Raw genomic sequence first — 15171 nt, 5'->3', positions numbered from 1 at the left:
CCCACGAGGGATTGAACATGGTCCACACCTACTACACCTACTGGAATGCGGAAGTGGTCCGCGACACCTTCCAGGCGATCGCCATGATCTTCTCGACCGACGACATGCGCGGGTTGCTGAAGGTCAGCGCGATTGCCGGTTCGATGGGGGCGATCTGTGCGCTGATCGCGACAGTCCGCGTGAAGGAATTCGGGATGCACCTGGTCCTGATCGCGCTCCTCCATCTCGGGCTGCTGTGGCCCAAGGTGGAACTGATCATCAAGGACGAGCGCGCAGGGCAGGTGTACACGGTAAAGGGGGTGCCGGCGGGGCTTGGCGTCTTTGCCAGCGAGATCAGCCACGTCGGCATGTGGCTGACCAAGAGCTACGAGACGTTCTTCACGCCGATCGATGATCTGCGCTTCTCCAAGACTGGCATGGTGTTTGGTGCCCGCCTGGTGGAGGATGTGCAGCGCACCCGGATCAACTCGGCGGCGCTACGCAATGACATGACGATGTTCGTCAAGTCGTGTGTGAACCCGGAGCTGCTCGACTATCCGCAAAAGCTGGAAGACCTGATTCGCTCCCGGGATATCTGGGGCCTGCTCGGGCAGACTGACTGGCTCAACCCGGCGAGAGTGGCCACCATCAATTTCTCAGGCGGTGCGGTCACGCCCGCGCCGCTGGTGTATGCCTGCCCATACGCCTATCAGCAGCTCGGGCTGGCGCTGCAGCAGGATGTGCAGCGCGGGCTCCGGCGGCTCGATCGCCGCTACGCGGGCAAGGTAGCCGAAACGGGCAGCGATTTCGTGGCGGCGTCGATTGCCGGTACTGAGTCGTTTCTGATGGAGATATCGCGCTCGTCTGCCGACTCGCTCAAGCAGGCCATGATGATAAATATGGTGCAGGAGTCGCAAGGCGCCATCGCAGCCATGCGCGGGGACGCGGCCACGATGAACGCGATCACGGCGGCCACCATCGCGCAGAAGACGCTGGAGGCAAGCAGCGCAACCATGCGCAATATGGCGGAAGGCTCGCTGCCTATCCTGCACAACGTGATGGAGGTCATCACGCTGGCGATTTTCCCGATCATCGGTGTGCTGCTCGTTTTGTCCGGATCAGGCGCGGGCTTGGTGGGCAAGTCGTATCTGGCAGGTCTGCTATGGGTGCAGCTCTGGGCGCCGCTCTATGCGGTGGTCAATAGCATTGTGACGCGCGGGGCCGCACGTAATTTCACGCAGGTGGTGATGAGTGAGCTGGGCAGCGGACAGGACGGCCCGGCGTTGTCCAACACTTCGACGTTGCTCGGCGAGTCCTGGTGGATCCAGTCGGCCGCCGGCTGGGTCTGCATGCTGGTCCCGATCATCGCTGGGGTGCTCGCCAAGGTCGGCACGTCGTCGGTCAGCTCGATGGCCATGTCGCTGGCAGGCCCGGGCCAGAGCGCGGCCAGTGCGGCCGCGCAGCAGACCGCGGCAGGCAACCTGTCCGCGGGCAATGTGCAGTGGGGGAACGTGTCCCAGTACACCAGCAACTCAGGGAAGCTGGACCGGCAGGTCCGTTCGGCACAGGGTCTGGTCTCGATGAGCTCGGCCGATGGCTTCGACACCATGACCAGCAGTGCCTATGGCAGCGGCGCTGGAGGGGGTGGCAGTCTGGTTGGCGGCCGCGGGGGCGCGGTGATCGACCAGTCGGCGCGGGTGCCTAACCTGGGTGGAATTTCAGGGAATTTCACAAGCCAGGCTTCGGCATCGGTGCGCAAGGCGCTCATGGAGAGCGAGCAGTCCACGCGGCAGAGCGGACTGGAGCTGGCGCAGTCTGTGCAGAACAGCTGGAGCCGCAGCGATGGATGGCGGCAGTCGAGTTCCTTGAGTAGTTCCAACTCAGCCTCGAATAACTGGCAACAGAGTCAGGATGTCGGTCGCGATGGCAGCCATTCCGAATCGACCGGGACAAAGACCAATGCGGGGTCTAATGCCAACGTTGAGAGTAATGGGCGTTCGGCAGTTAGGCAGGATTCCAATTTCGGACTGAGCACAGATATTGGTGCTCTCGCTGGAGCGCTGAGGGGATCGCTCACAAATGGGGCGGCCGAGGATGGAAAAGGACGCATGCAGCGGAGTGCAAACGGAGGGAGGTCGCAAGTCGGTGTGTCGTCGACTCAGGAACGCAATGTCGCCTCGAAGAACGCCGCGCAAACCAGTTCTGAAGGAAGTGTTGGCGTCAGCGATGAAATGAAGTCGACGGCCCGTATGCTCGAATCGGCCATTCAGGGTCGTCTGAGCCAGATTCAATCAGGTAATGCTTCGGAGTCATACAGTGGCGAAGCCAATGAATTGCGCAAGGCCCAGGGGCTCGCGCAGAAGTTCTCGGCTTCCCTGTCGAACACGCAGCAGCTACAGCAGGCGAAGGAGCGGCTGGAGTCGGCCTCGGGCGCAATGTCGGTTAACACGACGAAGGCGCTCAACGACGCCATTGTCGGCGGCGTGGGCCTGGCCGGTTGGAACAGCATGAGTGATGCACAGAAAGCGGCCTTCGCGGCCCAAGTATTGTCCGGTACGCACAATGCGCTCACTGCGCAGACTGCAGCGGGCAGCTCGACGCAAGGGATGGATAGCGGTGCAGTCCAAGCGCATCTTGCAGACGCTGTGGGTGATGTGCAGGGGCGTGCCGGTGGGCTGGGCAGCATGCTGCCTGGCGCCGGAGGTGGCAGTAATGCAGTTGGTGGGGGCGGGGGAGAGGCACCCCGCGGGCTCTACGACAACGGCCGTGGTCGCCGCGGGTTCCCTGTGAGGCCGGCGAATCGGCCGCGCCTTGGCTCCCAATCGGCCGGGAGCGCGGACTCTTTGTCGATGCCGTCAGCGCCATCTATGCCGGCAAATGCCGATGCGGCCAGGGTAACAGGTGAGGCTGCGCAGCGGCTCAATGCGTCCCAGGCCTCTGTGGATGCGGGCAAGGATCGGGTGACTACCGAAGCGGCGGAGGTTCGGGATTCCGCGAAGGAGCAGTTGGAGAAGGCTGAGCCGCTCGCCTTGAAAGGAGCGAGGAAGCTAAAGGGCCTCTGGTCAGGCCACAAGAATGGCAGTTAAGAGCTACCTACGACTGTAGTCATCCCAGAATTGTCTGTCTTGATCATCCCTAATGTCGTTCCAAAACCGATCCCAGTGTTCATCTTCATCGTTCCTGCATTCAGCTTGTCGTGGATCCTGCTTGTCCAGCCTGGGATGCACGACGGAGGCGCGTCTTGCCCCATATTTTGCTGAGCGCCATTTTTGAACGACCGCATACAGCACGAGTGTGCCGAGGCCAAGCCAGAAGGCACGCTGGCCAACCGTCACCGTGGAAATCAAGGTGATGCCGGCAATGGCGGCCGCCGTCAGCATGCCATGTGGTCCATGCGGCGGTTCGCCGCTCCGCTCGGCTTCCACGGCCGCAAGCCAGTGCAGCCAGACCAGCATGACGGCAAGCGCTACCGCCACCGGAATCAGGTAACCCTGCCAGATCAGATAGACCGATGCGAAGGCGACGAGCAGCGTCGCCATCCCATAGCGAGTGAGTTTCATGTGCGTCTCCGCGCGGCAATCGGTGGCTTCGCGAACTCATTGAACCACAGGGTGAGGCGGGGGCGACAAATCTGCCTCTCGCACCCATTTCTCAGTCGGGCTTCCAGAAGACTCAGTCTGAATCTTGACAAGAGGCGGATTGACTTCAATCACCATCCCCAAGTTTGTCCGTTCCCCAATCCTGAATTTCCGCCCGGTTCCCCAGAGATTTTGGATCGCCTGGCCATCGCTGTAGTGAAGAATTTCGACGTAACGTGGCTGACCTGGTTGAGCAACGGTGGACGCCTCGACCCCGAACTGGGGCATGTTCTCGTGGCTGGAGTGACAGGCCCAGCGCTCCACGGGAGCAATGCCTTCGCTAATACCATTGACTGGGTAGCGCACCATCTTTCCTGCAATTGCAGCACAGAATGCAAAGGTCCAGTCTATGCTTGTTCTTTTCACTGCCTCGGCGTCGCGAAGTTTTGTGGCCGGATCGAATCCTCGATACAAGGAGAAGCGAACCGTAGCGAGGCCCTGGTGCTCGATCGGTCCGACGCTGCTGGCGGGGCTCTCATAGGCAAGTTGTACAAATCTGAGGTACCCGTCACCAACGCGCTCCCGAGCCAGCTTGACCATATCTTGCTGTTGCGTGCAGAAAAATACACCTCCCGGCGATACAACGCACTGCGGTGGGGGCAGGAACGACCGATAGGCGAAAACGTCAGTAGCGGTCAGAAGCAGTGAGGTCGAAAGCAGAAATCTCCGTAGCGAAGGCATTGCTGGCTCCAGCGTCGTGAATTGTCTCGAGGGAATCCATTCTTGCTGCTGCAAATTTGTCCGCAAGGCGTCATCACGTGCGAGTGATGCGCTGCTGAGGGATCTAGTTTGGCAGCGATATGAGTGCCCTTGCAATCAGACAAGTCCGATTTTGCGGAATCGACCGCTTCTAGGGATGCTTGACATCTCTCAAATCTTCGCGTTGAATAGAACCTGTTTTAGCTGGCCTCGGCCCCGTCTGATCTCGGTTATCGGATCAATCCCTGTCAGTTCACCTGACGCCCTTGAACGTTGCTCGGTCCATGAAATGGCAACGGATCCCTCTGGGATCTTGGATGTGATCAAAATCTGATTGATTGTCCCAGCTGGGGGTTCTAACACTCCCGCCGGGATGTGTGGACTCCCTTTTTTCATTCTAGGAGCCCACCATGTCGCAATCCCAATCCGCTTCCCAACAAGCTCAATCGCAGTACTTCGATCTCCACATGTCTGGTATCGGCTATCTCTCACGCGTGCGTGATGTGCCGACTGACAATGGTCCTGTGCTCGCCTGCAATATCGCTGCTCTGCGTGGCAAACGCGATGACGCCCAGTACACGTACTGCGACGTCTACGTCGTCGGCCAACGCGCCAAGGAAATCGTCAAAATGCTCGAGCAGGATGTACTGGCCGATCGGAAAGTCTTGATCGGTTTCAAGCTCGGCGATCCGTCTGCCCAGGCCTATGAGGTCAGGGAGGGCGAATCGCAAGGCGAAATCCGTACCGTGATTCGTGGGCGTTTGCTCAAGATCACGATGGCCAAGGTTGACCAGGAGTTTGTCGATCTGCCGGAAGACGAGAATCAGCAGCAACATCGTCCCCAGCAGAACGACCGACGCTTCGGCAACCAAGGACGTCGCAATGACAACGATTCGCGTGGACGTCAGTTCTCGCGGGACCAAGGTCAAAGCAACGTCCAACGCAACCGCGATGGCCAAGACGACAATTCACGTGCGGCGCAGTACGCACGCGATACTCGCCAAGGCAATGCGCAGCAGTCTCGCGATACGAACGGCTCTCAAGGCCGCCAGTTTTCGCGAAACACGAGCCAAAGTACTGGCTACAGCCAACGTCCCCGCCGTACCGGGTCGTATGCTTGAGTCGCTGACCTGGTGGGTTCTGAAGGGGGTCCCCCTTTCGGAACCTCCAGGTTGTTAGAGGATGTTCCCGGCTTGTGCGTTGTCCGGCTAATTCAACGCTCAGCAAGCTCTGCTTGCGCCCTTAGGATGAAACTGGGTCCCTGAAATGGTTTCAGACTGGCTTGCCAGTTGGGGATGCGATGTAAGTTGTTCGCTGTGCGCAGGATTACCGGAACTCCCTGAGTCTGTACGCCTCCCAAGCTGCATCCTCACGGATGCGCAGGCTCACAGTAACCGGCCATGTAGCAGCAGGGCGTTGGACTGAACCCCCACGTTCCAATGATTCACCCGCGGCCATCGACTGATGGCTGTCCCCTTTCCACCCTTGCGGGCTGACGCTTCCCGCTCGGGATACTGGTGCGTCTGCCGCTCAATACTGACGGAAGATCTCACCATGTATTCGTTCTCTCAACATAGTACGGCCGACCACTACGTCGACGTTCCACCCGGTTTCGATTTCGATGCCGAGTTTGACGATGGCGTTGTCAGTCCGGGCCACCGCGAGGACCGCGCTACCAGGCATGTCCCGTGTGATGACCGTCAGCTCTTTGGCGAGAGCATCTTTTACGAACGCCTCGAAGCTGGCTTATGTGTTGTGCTGGACGAGGGTCTGCCACGGTTCCAACGCTATGCGCAACAAGGCAGGCTCATTGAGCTCGGTTATGCCTTCGACGGCGTGACCCGCTGTTGGTGGCCTAAAGGCGTGATGGTCCAGTGCATTGAGTCGAAGCCTTTCATATCGGCTGAAGCGATACCCGCCGAAGCACGCTGGAACCTCCGTAAGGCACTGCGCCCATTCTGGGCTTTTGCCGCGCTTGGTCTGGTGACAGGCAACATCGTCGTGCAGTTGTTGCACTGATGATCGTGCCAGCCCTCTTACCCGCCGATGGCGGGCTTTCCCGAGCAGGGCCTGTGATCCAGGCTGCTCCGGCAAGTCCGCCCCGGCCCGCTCGATTCCCCAGGGTGGCGACTACCACGAAGGTCGCGGCTGAACTCCCTCTAAATGCGCGCCAGGCCTCTCTCGTGGCGCGTCGGCCGACAGGCCGTCAGAGGTGCGATCTGAACCGTTTCCATCCAATCTATCCGTATTGCTCGGTCCCGACCTCTGCGTGAGGTCCTATCCATGGCCATGCCGTTCGCGTGGCCATCGACAGGATTTACGTTGATCGACGATTCGATCCGCTGCTCGCGTCACCAGCATGCCATCTCGATGGCGCCCAACACAGCTTGGCTTCTGCGATGGCTGTGGGTCCCTGGGGATCTGAAGTGCAATCGTTGTACTCAACTTGGCTGCTGTCTCGCTACGCGAGGCCACGCGGCTCTCTAACTGGAGATCTATGACATGACAGTGGCAGCCGTCCCGGCTGAGGGAAAGAAGATCTGGGTCAACGCCGAATACTGTGTGGAGTTTCATAAGCACAGCAAATGCGACGTGACATATTTCAAGACGATGTTGGAAGTCACGACATTCATCGAAGCGAACTTCCGCCATTACGGGGAAGGGTTCAAGGTCGACGGCATTGCGTTTCGACCCGCTCGCTTTGTCTGGGATTTGTTCGGCGAACTCGAGGAAGAGGGCGATCAGTGAGGTGTTGTTGATGCCGTGATGTTTCTACCCGCCTGGGGAATCCGTCCCCTGGGATCGATTCCCGCTGTTAGGCGAATCGATATGGAGGGAAATCGCAAATCGTTCTGGCAGCACTGGAACGACTGGCTCTCGCAGGCTTCCGATCATGAATTGGAAGTACTGGAGCGCTATCTGCGGCTAGCCGCAAAACGCAAGGGAAGCACGAGTGTCTCCGGGGACAACCTGGTGCGCCTGTGGATCCGCTGCTGAAATAGGTATCAAACACAGCTTGGCTCCTGTAATGGCTGTGGATCCTTCGGGATCTGGAGTGTGATCGTTTCAACCATCCCGCGGGGACCGCATCCCCGATCGGGGTCATGGCGGAACCCGCATTTTCAAGGAGTCTTGAAATGCAATTCTTGCGCAATCTATCCGCCGGCTTCCATCGCCCGCCCACCCAAAACGGTCACGTTCCGTTCTGGCAAGGCATGAGCAGGAACTATCCGAAGTTCCTGGTGACGCTGGAGCTTGGCTACGTGCAGCGCCTCACGGTAGGTGTCTCCGCGCCACATGAAGACGGGGCGACATCAATAGTGCGGCGCGCGTTAGACGCCGGCACGCTCTGGAAAGACACCGAAAGCATGCCGATCCTGCAGCACGGGTTCGAGCCTGCCAAAGCGGAACGCCTCATCCAGGGCATGTCCGTGCACGAGGTGGACGACTTGCCGGAGGCGGATTCATCGGTTTCGATGATGCGGTGCTATGACGCATCGTTGACGCTCTTGACCTTCGCTCGACAGGTGCTGGAGGAATGTGAGCGCCACCAGGACCTCGATGACCCGGTCTCCGACACGTTCACTGTGGAACTGGCCGCCGATGACATTCGCAAGCTGGCGAAGTTGGTGAGTACGCTCGACGACTGCTAAGCGTCGTCTTTCTGTTGATCCCAGCGGGGAAATCGCTTCCCTGCCCAGGGTGACGATTTCCCTCGCCTTCGATATGCATGGTGTTGGAGATGTCACCGATGGAAAACAAGCTGCATACGCAGTTGCTTCAAAAGATGGCGGACTATCCGCTCGGCTCCCAGTCGGAGGCGAACGATCCGATGGTGCTGGTTAAGCTCTTTGATGTTGCAGGGGCTGCAACCTGGTGGGTGACCGAGTATGACCCCGAGGACAGGATCGGCTTTTGCTATGTGACCGGCATGACCTACGACGAGTGGGGAACGGTCTCGATCGATGAGCTGTTCGAGATGTGGATGACCTTCGCCACAGATCCGCGGCGCAATGTCTGGCGCGTGCAAACCACAAAGCCGGGTATCGGTACGCCACGAATCGAGTTGGATCGTTCGTTCGAGCCGAAGCTGTTCAGTGAAGTGAAGGCGATGGTGGCAAAGTATGCGTTGAGAGCTAGCAACGCAGTCTGAACGTCGCATATCACGCAATTTGGAGAGGGTAACCTCTTTGCACCTGGTCGGATCTGCCGAGTTTCCTGGGAACGGGATTCTTGGCGGTCCGAAGCGGACCATACGACCAGAGAGGTGTATGACGCCTCTCGCGAATCCGTCGGGTTCGCCGAGCATCCTGCGGGCAGGGTCTTCGGCCAATCTGACTGGTGTCAATGCGGATCGACGCTCCGATCCGTTTCTCGCGTCACCGGAATGCCGTCTCGATGTGGCGTATCTAGGCCTGGTGCCGAGCGAACATTCCGGCGGCAAGCGCGAACGACGCGGCGGCATCACCAAGGCTGGCAACAGCCATGTGCGACGGGTATTGGTTGAGGCGGCCTGGGGGTGAGAGGCCGGCACTGCGCCCGGCCCGTCAGCGGATCAGGCTTCCATGTCGGCGCGAGGAAAGCAAAATGGCGACTGTCGTTGCTATAGTCAAAAACATTTTGTTACACTCACTGTTCCTCGAACAAGATGGAGCGAAGACACCGGCGACAGCAAGTGGAGGCTATAAGCAATGCACGTACGGGCACCAGCCCACAGCCATGTGCTGTGCGAGTTTGCCTCGCAATATTCGCTGCGCATCCGTTGGCTGATTGACAGGCGGTCGTCCACAGGCGAATGAATCAGTCAAATCACAAGCCAAGGTATTTTCTCCTGGCCGGCAGCGCCTCCCAGTCCGCGGCACCAGCGCTGCTTGATCGGGCGCACGCGTTCGTCCGCGAGATCACCAAGAAGGTGTTGGAAGCCGGTGATGGCTTTGTCGTCTACACGGCGGCAGAGCCTGTCAACGAGATCAACCAGCCGTTGATCTTCGATTGGACAATCCTACGCGAGATCGATGCCTGCCACCCGGGCGAGTCCGCCTTGCCGCGTGTGGTCATCGTGCTGGCGGAAAGACACCGGCGCGACAGCATGAACGCCGAGCAGCGGGCGCTGATTGCGAAACTCTCGCATCGTGGGCTAGCGCAGGTCGACGTCATACCGGATGAGGTGGTTACCGGTGGCAATGTCGGTGACGCGCAGGCTGCCCACGCTGTGGGAATGATCGCCCTCGGGGGTGGCAAGGGTGTTTCCGACCGCGCGTACAAGATGATGAAGCTTGGGCTGCCGATCTACCCAATGGATCTGAAGATCGGCGCCAATAGCGAAGACGGCGAAGGCGCGCTCGGCCTGCACAGACGCTTTATGTCGGCCCCCCTGTCCTTCTTGAGCCACACCGGCGCGCGCGCAGTGTCCAAGACGCCAGCGCTCTCCCTTGAGGAACCCGTCCTGCAAGTCGCAGAGATTGCTGCCGGAGTGGTCGCGATCTTAGAGGGCGAGCTCGCTGCCGAGGCGCATGCGGCCCCAACGGATGTACTCGTGCTGACGGCGCTGGCCATCGAGCTGAGCGCGGCCAAGATCGCTTTCGGGATCGATGAGGAAACGCCTGCTGCGAAGACCGACATCGGTCAGAACCATTGGCGCGCCCAATTGCAGACAACCAAGGGGAACCTCGCCACATGCACCATCGCCACGTTCGGCAACGCGGGCAACGTCGACGCCGCAGCAACAACAGCAACGCTGCTGGCGGAGTTCAAGCCCAAACTGGTCATCATGATCGGCATCGCCGCCGGCTTGCGAGAGAAGACGGCTCTGGGCGACGTGGTCATCTCGGACCGAGTTGTCGCCTACGAAGGTGCTGCACTGGTGGCGGGCGGTCATAACGAAGCACGCCCAGAGACGTACCGCCCCGCCTTCGGCATCCAGCAGGACGTGTCGAACTATCTCGCCTCGGCACGCTCTGTCACCGAGCGCCTGACCCGAGCATGGGCGAAGCAGGGCTTGCAATATCCCGAGACATCAAAGGCTGGAGATGTCGCCAAGGGGGTGATGCCTAAGGCGGCAACCATCGCAAGCGGCGAGAAACTTCTTCGTGATCCCGAGAAGTTCCGTCAGCTGCGTGAACTTCACGGCAAGGTGGAGGTGGCCGAAATGGAGGCCATCGGCATCTTCGCCGCATGCACCCAGCACGGCGTTCCATCGCTTGTCATCCGAGGAATCAGCGATTTTGGCGATGACAAGAAGGACAACTCATTTCACGAGCTAGCTTCCAGGGCCGCAGCCATCGTTGCAGCCGACATGGTCGCGTTTGGGCTGGGCTCGTAGGAGTCGCTCCCCGTTCTTTAACCCCGTCAGGAGCGTCGCATAGCGCTAGTAGGAGGACCATCTTGCCTTTAACGAATACCCAACTGCTTTGGTACGACAGCAATGTGCTGCGCCTGACGCAGCAGAAGCGCACCGAGTACCACGAGCAGGTCGACCGCCTGATCAAGGAGCTGCGCAAGCACGTCGAGAACCGTTCCGAGCTGACCGTCACCAAGGTGGTCAAGGCGGGTTCGTTCGCGAAGTACACCATCCTGCGCAAGACCAATGACGATCCTGTGGATGTGGACGTGGTGTTCTACATCACCGGTAAGGACGTCGACCACAAGACGTTCGCCGAGCTGAGCGAGACGATCTACCAACTGCTTATCAAGATCTACCCGACCAAGAAAGTTGAAGACTTCGAGATCCAGCGGCGAGCTGCAACGGTGTCCTTTGTCGGCTCAGGCCTGGCAGTGGACATCGTCCCCGTGCTGCAGGACGCCACCCGCGCAGATTTCGGTTGGCAATTCGATATCCAGGACGGCTCCAAGAGCCTGACCTGCGCTCCCTGCTCGCTCCAGTTCGTGGCCAAGCGCAAGGACGCCGACGCACACTTCAGAACCCTGATCCGGCTGGCCAAGCGGTGGAAGAACCATATGAAGCCGCCCGGCCTGAAGTCGTTCCACATCGAGCTGATCATGGCGCGCCTATTGGAAAAGAACGGCACCGGTGCCAGTATCGAGCAGCGTTTCAGGGACTTCCTCCTGTACATCGCGAAGTCTGAGCTGAGTGAGCGCATCGACTTCGTCGAGAACCGCGACAAGCCCGCTGTGAAGTTCACTGATCCTGTGGTGATCATCGACCCGGTCAACAACAGCAACAACGTGGCTTCAAGGATCACCGAGGCGGAGCGCCTCGATATTGTCAGCACCGCGAAAGAGTCCTGGGAAGCCGCTCACACGGCCTCGGCCGACGATGACCTGGACGTCTGGAAAGAGATTTTCGGCCCGCGTTTCAAGGTGGAGGACGACGAATGAGCGGCGCTAGCAGCAGCACTAAGACTTTTTCTTATACGAACGAAGACGTAACGAAGGTGGTTCGCAAGTTCACGACTGACCTGAGAATGATCGCGGAGAGCTCGAAGAGCATGACCGAGGCGGAGGCCGCGAAGTACGGTCACGACGTCGAGTACTTGGCGCAGCGCGGCTTCCTTAAGATGGTCGACGTGACGCTGCTCAGCGGCGGCGTCGAGGTCAAGGCCGTGCAGTACGTGGTCCAGATCGGTAGCAGCGACCTGACGCCCTCGCGAGCCGGCGGCGTTCTATGGCCGGAGGTGAGCCAGCCGTACCTGCGGATTATCCTGAACTACACGAGCGACTACACGCCTGCGCTGAAGGAGGAGACCAAGCCGAAGCTCAAGATCAGTTGGTCGCCCACCGACGTCAGCACAAGCCACTCGACGCTCAAAGAGAACAGCGCCCGGGACTACAGCAGCAATGGATTCGGCGTCAGCCGCAAGGACTTCACGTGAGCACTTCCGTCTTCGAGAGCAAGGTCGTTCTCCCCGATGCCGATATCACGGCAAAGGCCAAGGGGCTGCTCGGCTTCGAGAGCCTCTACCTCAGGGTCAGCAAGCAGCTGCAGCTGCTCATCAACCGCGATCAGGTCGAGGCCTGGAGCAACAAGCACCATGGTAAGCGCCTTGCGCTGGTGGAAACGCTTCGCGACCAGTACCCGTTCGCCATCTTCTATGGCGACGTGGGCACGGGCAAATCGGCCATGGCGGAGGCCATCGGCAATCGCATCGCCAAGGACTCCAAGACCGAGGATTCAATGCTCTTCAAGCTGAGCAACCGGGTCCGCGGCAAGGGCAGCGTCGGTGAGATGGGCACCCTGATCTCGGAGGCTTTCGCCGAGATTAAGAAGTCGATCGGCAAGGACCGCCGGGCTATCCTGATCATCGACGAAGGCGATTCGCTGGCAGCGACCCGCGCCCAGGACCAGAGCCATCACGAAGACAAGGTGGCGGTGAACACGCTAATCCAGGCCATCGATGAGCTGCGGGCTAGCAAGGGTCGCATTTTCACGATCCTGTGCACCAACCGGATGTCTGTTCTCGATCCTGCCATCCAACGCCGTGCTGCGGTCGTCGGGCATTTCCGCCGGCCCGACGCCGGTCAGCGCAAGGAGCTCTTCGAGATGGACCTTGGGGACTTGGGCTTCACGTCGGCGCAGATCGCATCGTTGGTGGCATCGACGGGTGCATTGGGTGCCAAACCGTCTTGGACCTACTCTGACATACGGACGCGCCTTTACCCTGCGGCTGTAGCGCTTGCCTTCCCGGACACTGCGCTCACGTTCACTCATCTTGAACAGGCGCTTCTGTTGACGTCCCCGTCACCTGCGCTGGCTGATTGACCGCGCTGAGCAGTTACAACACGAACGGAAGAGCCCATGACCACCAAGCAAGAAGTCTTCATTTCAGTTGACGTCGAGACCGCCGGCCCCATTCCCGGCGAGTTCAGCATGCTGACACTGGGTGCTTGCTTGGTAGACGATCCAAGCAGGACGTTCTCGTGCTCGTTCAAGCCCATCAACGACAACTTCGTTCCGGAGGCCCTCGAGGTCACCGGCTTGTCGCTGGAGAAGCTTGCCAAGGATGGGCTCGCCCCGAGTGACGCGATGCAGAACTTCGCAGCCTGGATCGGCTCGCAGTGCACCCAATGGGAGCTTCCGGTCTTCGTCGGTCTCAACGCTCCCTTCGACTGGTCGTTCGTCAACTATTACTTCCACCGGTACATGGGCGCGAATCCGTTCGGATTCACGGCCGTGGATATCAAGGCGCTGTACATGGGCGCGACGGGCAGCTCGTGGCAGGACACCCGCTCAAGCGCCATGGCACGCAGGCTGAAGCCGACGCTGCGGGGCGACCACGACGCCTTGCACGACGCGCTTTACCAAGCAGAGCTATTCCGACTAACACGCAACCTAACCCGCTCCTAGTTCGCTGGCGCATGTGGCGGGCAGCGGCAACCCTTTTCAGCGCCATTGATCAGCAGACATACGCGGAGCCAACAGGGCGCGCGTTCGGGGCGATTTCCATTGCACGTGGGTACCGGCCTCTGACGCATTACTGCCGTTGACGGTCGAATGTCGGCTTCCTGGCCGACACCCCGAGTCCAGCGGAGGCGGACGGCCGACCGCAAGCGACTTTCACCCACCCCGCAGATCGGCGAAGCCAAAAGTTTTGACCTGCCGAGGGCTGCGTGAAGGCCTTCTTGAAAACGAAGGTTTGTGACAGGCCCGCACAATCCACCGGTGCGGAATAGGCGATCAAGGCTCCGCCATTCTCGAAACTGGTTCTTGAGTCGTCATTCTCATTAACCTACTATTTCAACGGGTTTTGAGAATGAGGGGACCATGCAAATTGGCTATGCCCGCGTTTCAACGCTGGATCAGCACCTCGAGTTGCAGCGCGAAGCCCTCGCCAAGGTCGGATGTCAGAAGGTCTACGAAAACAAGGTAAGCGCCACGCGCGCCGATCGACCCGGATTGGCCAAGGCGGTCGAGATGCTGCGCGAGGGTGACATCCTGGTCGTTTGGAAACTTGATCGCCTAGGCCGCAGCGTCAAGCAACTGGTCGATCTGGTCGGCGACCTTCACAAGCAAGGCGTCCAGTTCAAAAGCCTGACTGATGCCATCGATACGGGCACGCCATCCGGACGGTTCTTCTTCCACGTCATGGCCAGCCTGGCCGAGATGGAGCGCGAACTGACCGTCGAGCGCACCCGCGCCGGCCTGGAAGTTGCCAAGCAACTCGGGCGCAAGGGTGGCCGCAAGCCCAAAGATGACCAACAGCAAGGTTGAGTCTGCCAAGAAGCTGTTGGCCAGTGGGGTGCCGCCTAAGGACGTCGCCAAGAACCTCGGCGTGTCGATTCCAACGCTGTACCGCTGGGTGCCTGCCTCAACACACTCATAGCGCGCGAAGTTTCCGCTTCCTGACGCGCCCAAAGCCGCGAAGGAGAAGGAGTTACAGCTTTAGGTGAAACCGAACACAAGTTTAGGTGTGTGAGCGGGCGCTGGCCGCCGACGGGCGGCCAGTCCCGCGCATCCATGCCGATAACCATTCTTATCAGCATGAGGATTCGGAATGCAAAACTGGTTGGTTCACGATTGAATCAGACCGATTTCCAGCGAAATCAACGGCTTGTGTTAAGGCTAGGTTGGTCAGCCGCAGCACGAGCGCCGCCGGCCGGGTTGCGTGGTCATTGCCGGTACTGCCTGATCGCCTCGTAACGGGCCAGCAGAAAGTTCGGAGAGTCGTTGCTCGGCGTGATGCGGGAAGATGACCAAGGTTCCGATACGGAGAGGTTCGGAACGATGGATACATCCTAATCCCCTATCGGGCGTGGCTCATAGCTCCGAAGCCCTGTCCATTTCACCGGTTGGAAAGATGGAAGACGATGTGCTCATCAGTCGGTCTTACTTGGCTCGGTACCGAATACCGGGGATGCTGCGTGGGATCTGCAGCGGCCCCGTGGGCATCTAGCAGGC

General features: G+C 59.7%; 14 protein-coding genes and 2 pseudogenes. 14 read left to right on the top strand and 2 right to left on the bottom strand.

Going from position 1 to position 15171, the window contains the following annotated elements; all coding sequences use genetic code 11:
- Positions 1–17: 17 nt before the first annotated feature.
- The gene (locus tag AC1RQC_RS35745; protein WP_492886209.1) at positions 18–3065 is read left to right on the top strand and encodes a conjugal transfer protein TraG N-terminal domain-containing protein; all 3048 of its coding nucleotides are present in this window, start codon (positions 18–20) and stop codon (positions 3063–3065) included.
- 3 nt (positions 3066–3068) lie between these two features.
- Here AC1RQC_RS35745 and AC1RQC_RS35740 read toward each other — a convergent pair whose 3' ends face one another.
- Together AC1RQC_RS35740 and AC1RQC_RS35735 are read right to left on the bottom strand one after the other, a co-directional pair.
- Entirely contained in the window at positions 3069–3539 is a 471-nt protein-coding gene (locus AC1RQC_RS35740) for a hypothetical protein (RefSeq protein WP_492886207.1), read from the bottom strand.
- Positions 3540–3575: 36 nt separating this feature from the next.
- Positions 3576–4157, bottom strand: coding sequence for a hypothetical protein (locus tag AC1RQC_RS35735; protein WP_492886205.1), 582 nt, complete (start codon positions 4155–4157; stop codon positions 3576–3578).
- A gap of 569 nt (positions 4158–4726) precedes the next feature.
- Between AC1RQC_RS35735 and AC1RQC_RS35730 the strand changes: the two genes are divergently transcribed.
- The 13 genes and pseudogenes from AC1RQC_RS35730 (at position 4727) to AC1RQC_RS35670 (ending at position 14596) form a co-directional block, all read left to right on the top strand.
- Positions 4727–5437: a DUF3577 domain-containing protein gene (locus AC1RQC_RS35730; protein WP_492886204.1), complete on the top strand. Its 711-nt coding sequence runs from the start codon at positions 4727–4729 to the stop codon at positions 5435–5437.
- Positions 5438–5870: 433 nt separating this feature from the next.
- The gene (locus AC1RQC_RS35725; protein ID WP_492886202.1) at positions 5871–6335 is read left to right on the top strand and encodes a hypothetical protein; all 465 of its coding nucleotides are present in this window, start codon (positions 5871–5873) and stop codon (positions 6333–6335) included.
- A gap of 483 nt (positions 6336–6818) precedes the next feature.
- A complete protein-coding gene (locus AC1RQC_RS35720; protein WP_492886200.1) occupies positions 6819–7064 on the top strand; it encodes a hypothetical protein in 246 nt (81 codons plus the stop codon).
- 81 nt (positions 7065–7145) lie between these two features.
- Positions 7146–7313 carry a hypothetical protein gene (locus tag AC1RQC_RS35715; protein WP_492886198.1) on the top strand — a complete coding sequence of 56 codons (168 nt, stop codon included), beginning with the start codon at positions 7146–7148 and terminating at the stop codon, positions 7311–7313.
- A gap of 140 nt (positions 7314–7453) precedes the next feature.
- Positions 7454–7969, top strand: a complete 516-nt coding sequence (locus AC1RQC_RS35710; protein WP_492886196.1) for a hypothetical protein — start codon at positions 7454–7456, stop codon at positions 7967–7969.
- 98 nt (positions 7970–8067) lie between these two features.
- On the top strand, positions 8068–8469 hold the full coding sequence (locus AC1RQC_RS35705) for a DUF2958 domain-containing protein (RefSeq protein WP_492886194.1): 402 nt from the start codon (positions 8068–8070) through the stop codon (positions 8467–8469).
- Positions 8470–8716: 247 nt separating this feature from the next.
- A pseudogene (locus tag AC1RQC_RS35700) lies at positions 8717–8833 on the top strand (transposase); the annotation flags it as partial.
- 278 nt (positions 8834–9111) lie between these two features.
- On the top strand, positions 9112–10638 hold the full coding sequence (locus AC1RQC_RS35695; RefSeq protein WP_492886192.1) for a 5'-methylthioadenosine/S-adenosylhomocysteine nucleosidase family protein: 1527 nt from the start codon (positions 9112–9114) through the stop codon (positions 10636–10638).
- A 62-nt stretch (positions 10639–10700) separates the two neighbouring features.
- Positions 10701–11654 (top strand): CBASS oligonucleotide cyclase, encoded by a 954-nt coding sequence (locus AC1RQC_RS35690; protein ID WP_492886190.1) that lies wholly within the window; start codon positions 10701–10703, stop codon positions 11652–11654.
- Positions 11651–12148 carry an HORMA-1 domain-containing protein gene (locus AC1RQC_RS35685; protein WP_492886188.1) on the top strand — a complete coding sequence of 166 codons (498 nt, stop codon included), beginning with the start codon at positions 11651–11653 and terminating at the stop codon, positions 12146–12148. Before AC1RQC_RS35690 ends, AC1RQC_RS35685 begins: the two co-directional genes overlap by 4 nt.
- Positions 12145–13035 (top strand): AAA family ATPase, encoded by an 891-nt coding sequence (locus tag AC1RQC_RS35680; RefSeq protein ID WP_492886186.1) that lies wholly within the window; start codon positions 12145–12147, stop codon positions 13033–13035. Before AC1RQC_RS35685 ends, AC1RQC_RS35680 begins: the two co-directional genes overlap by 4 nt.
- 36 nt (positions 13036–13071) lie before the next feature.
- Positions 13072–13620: a 3'-5' exonuclease gene (locus tag AC1RQC_RS35675; RefSeq protein ID WP_492886184.1), complete on the top strand. Its 549-nt coding sequence runs from the start codon at positions 13072–13074 to the stop codon at positions 13618–13620.
- Positions 13621–14037: 417 nt separating this feature from the next.
- A pseudogene (locus tag AC1RQC_RS35670) lies at positions 14038–14596 on the top strand (recombinase family protein).
- Positions 14597–15171 lie beyond the last annotated feature (575 nt).

The organism is Cupriavidus sp. GW822-FHT03E04 (genome assembly GCF_058801495.1).
The sequence above is the reverse complement of the archived record's forward strand: the minus strand, read 5'-3'. Positions and strand labels throughout refer to the sequence as shown.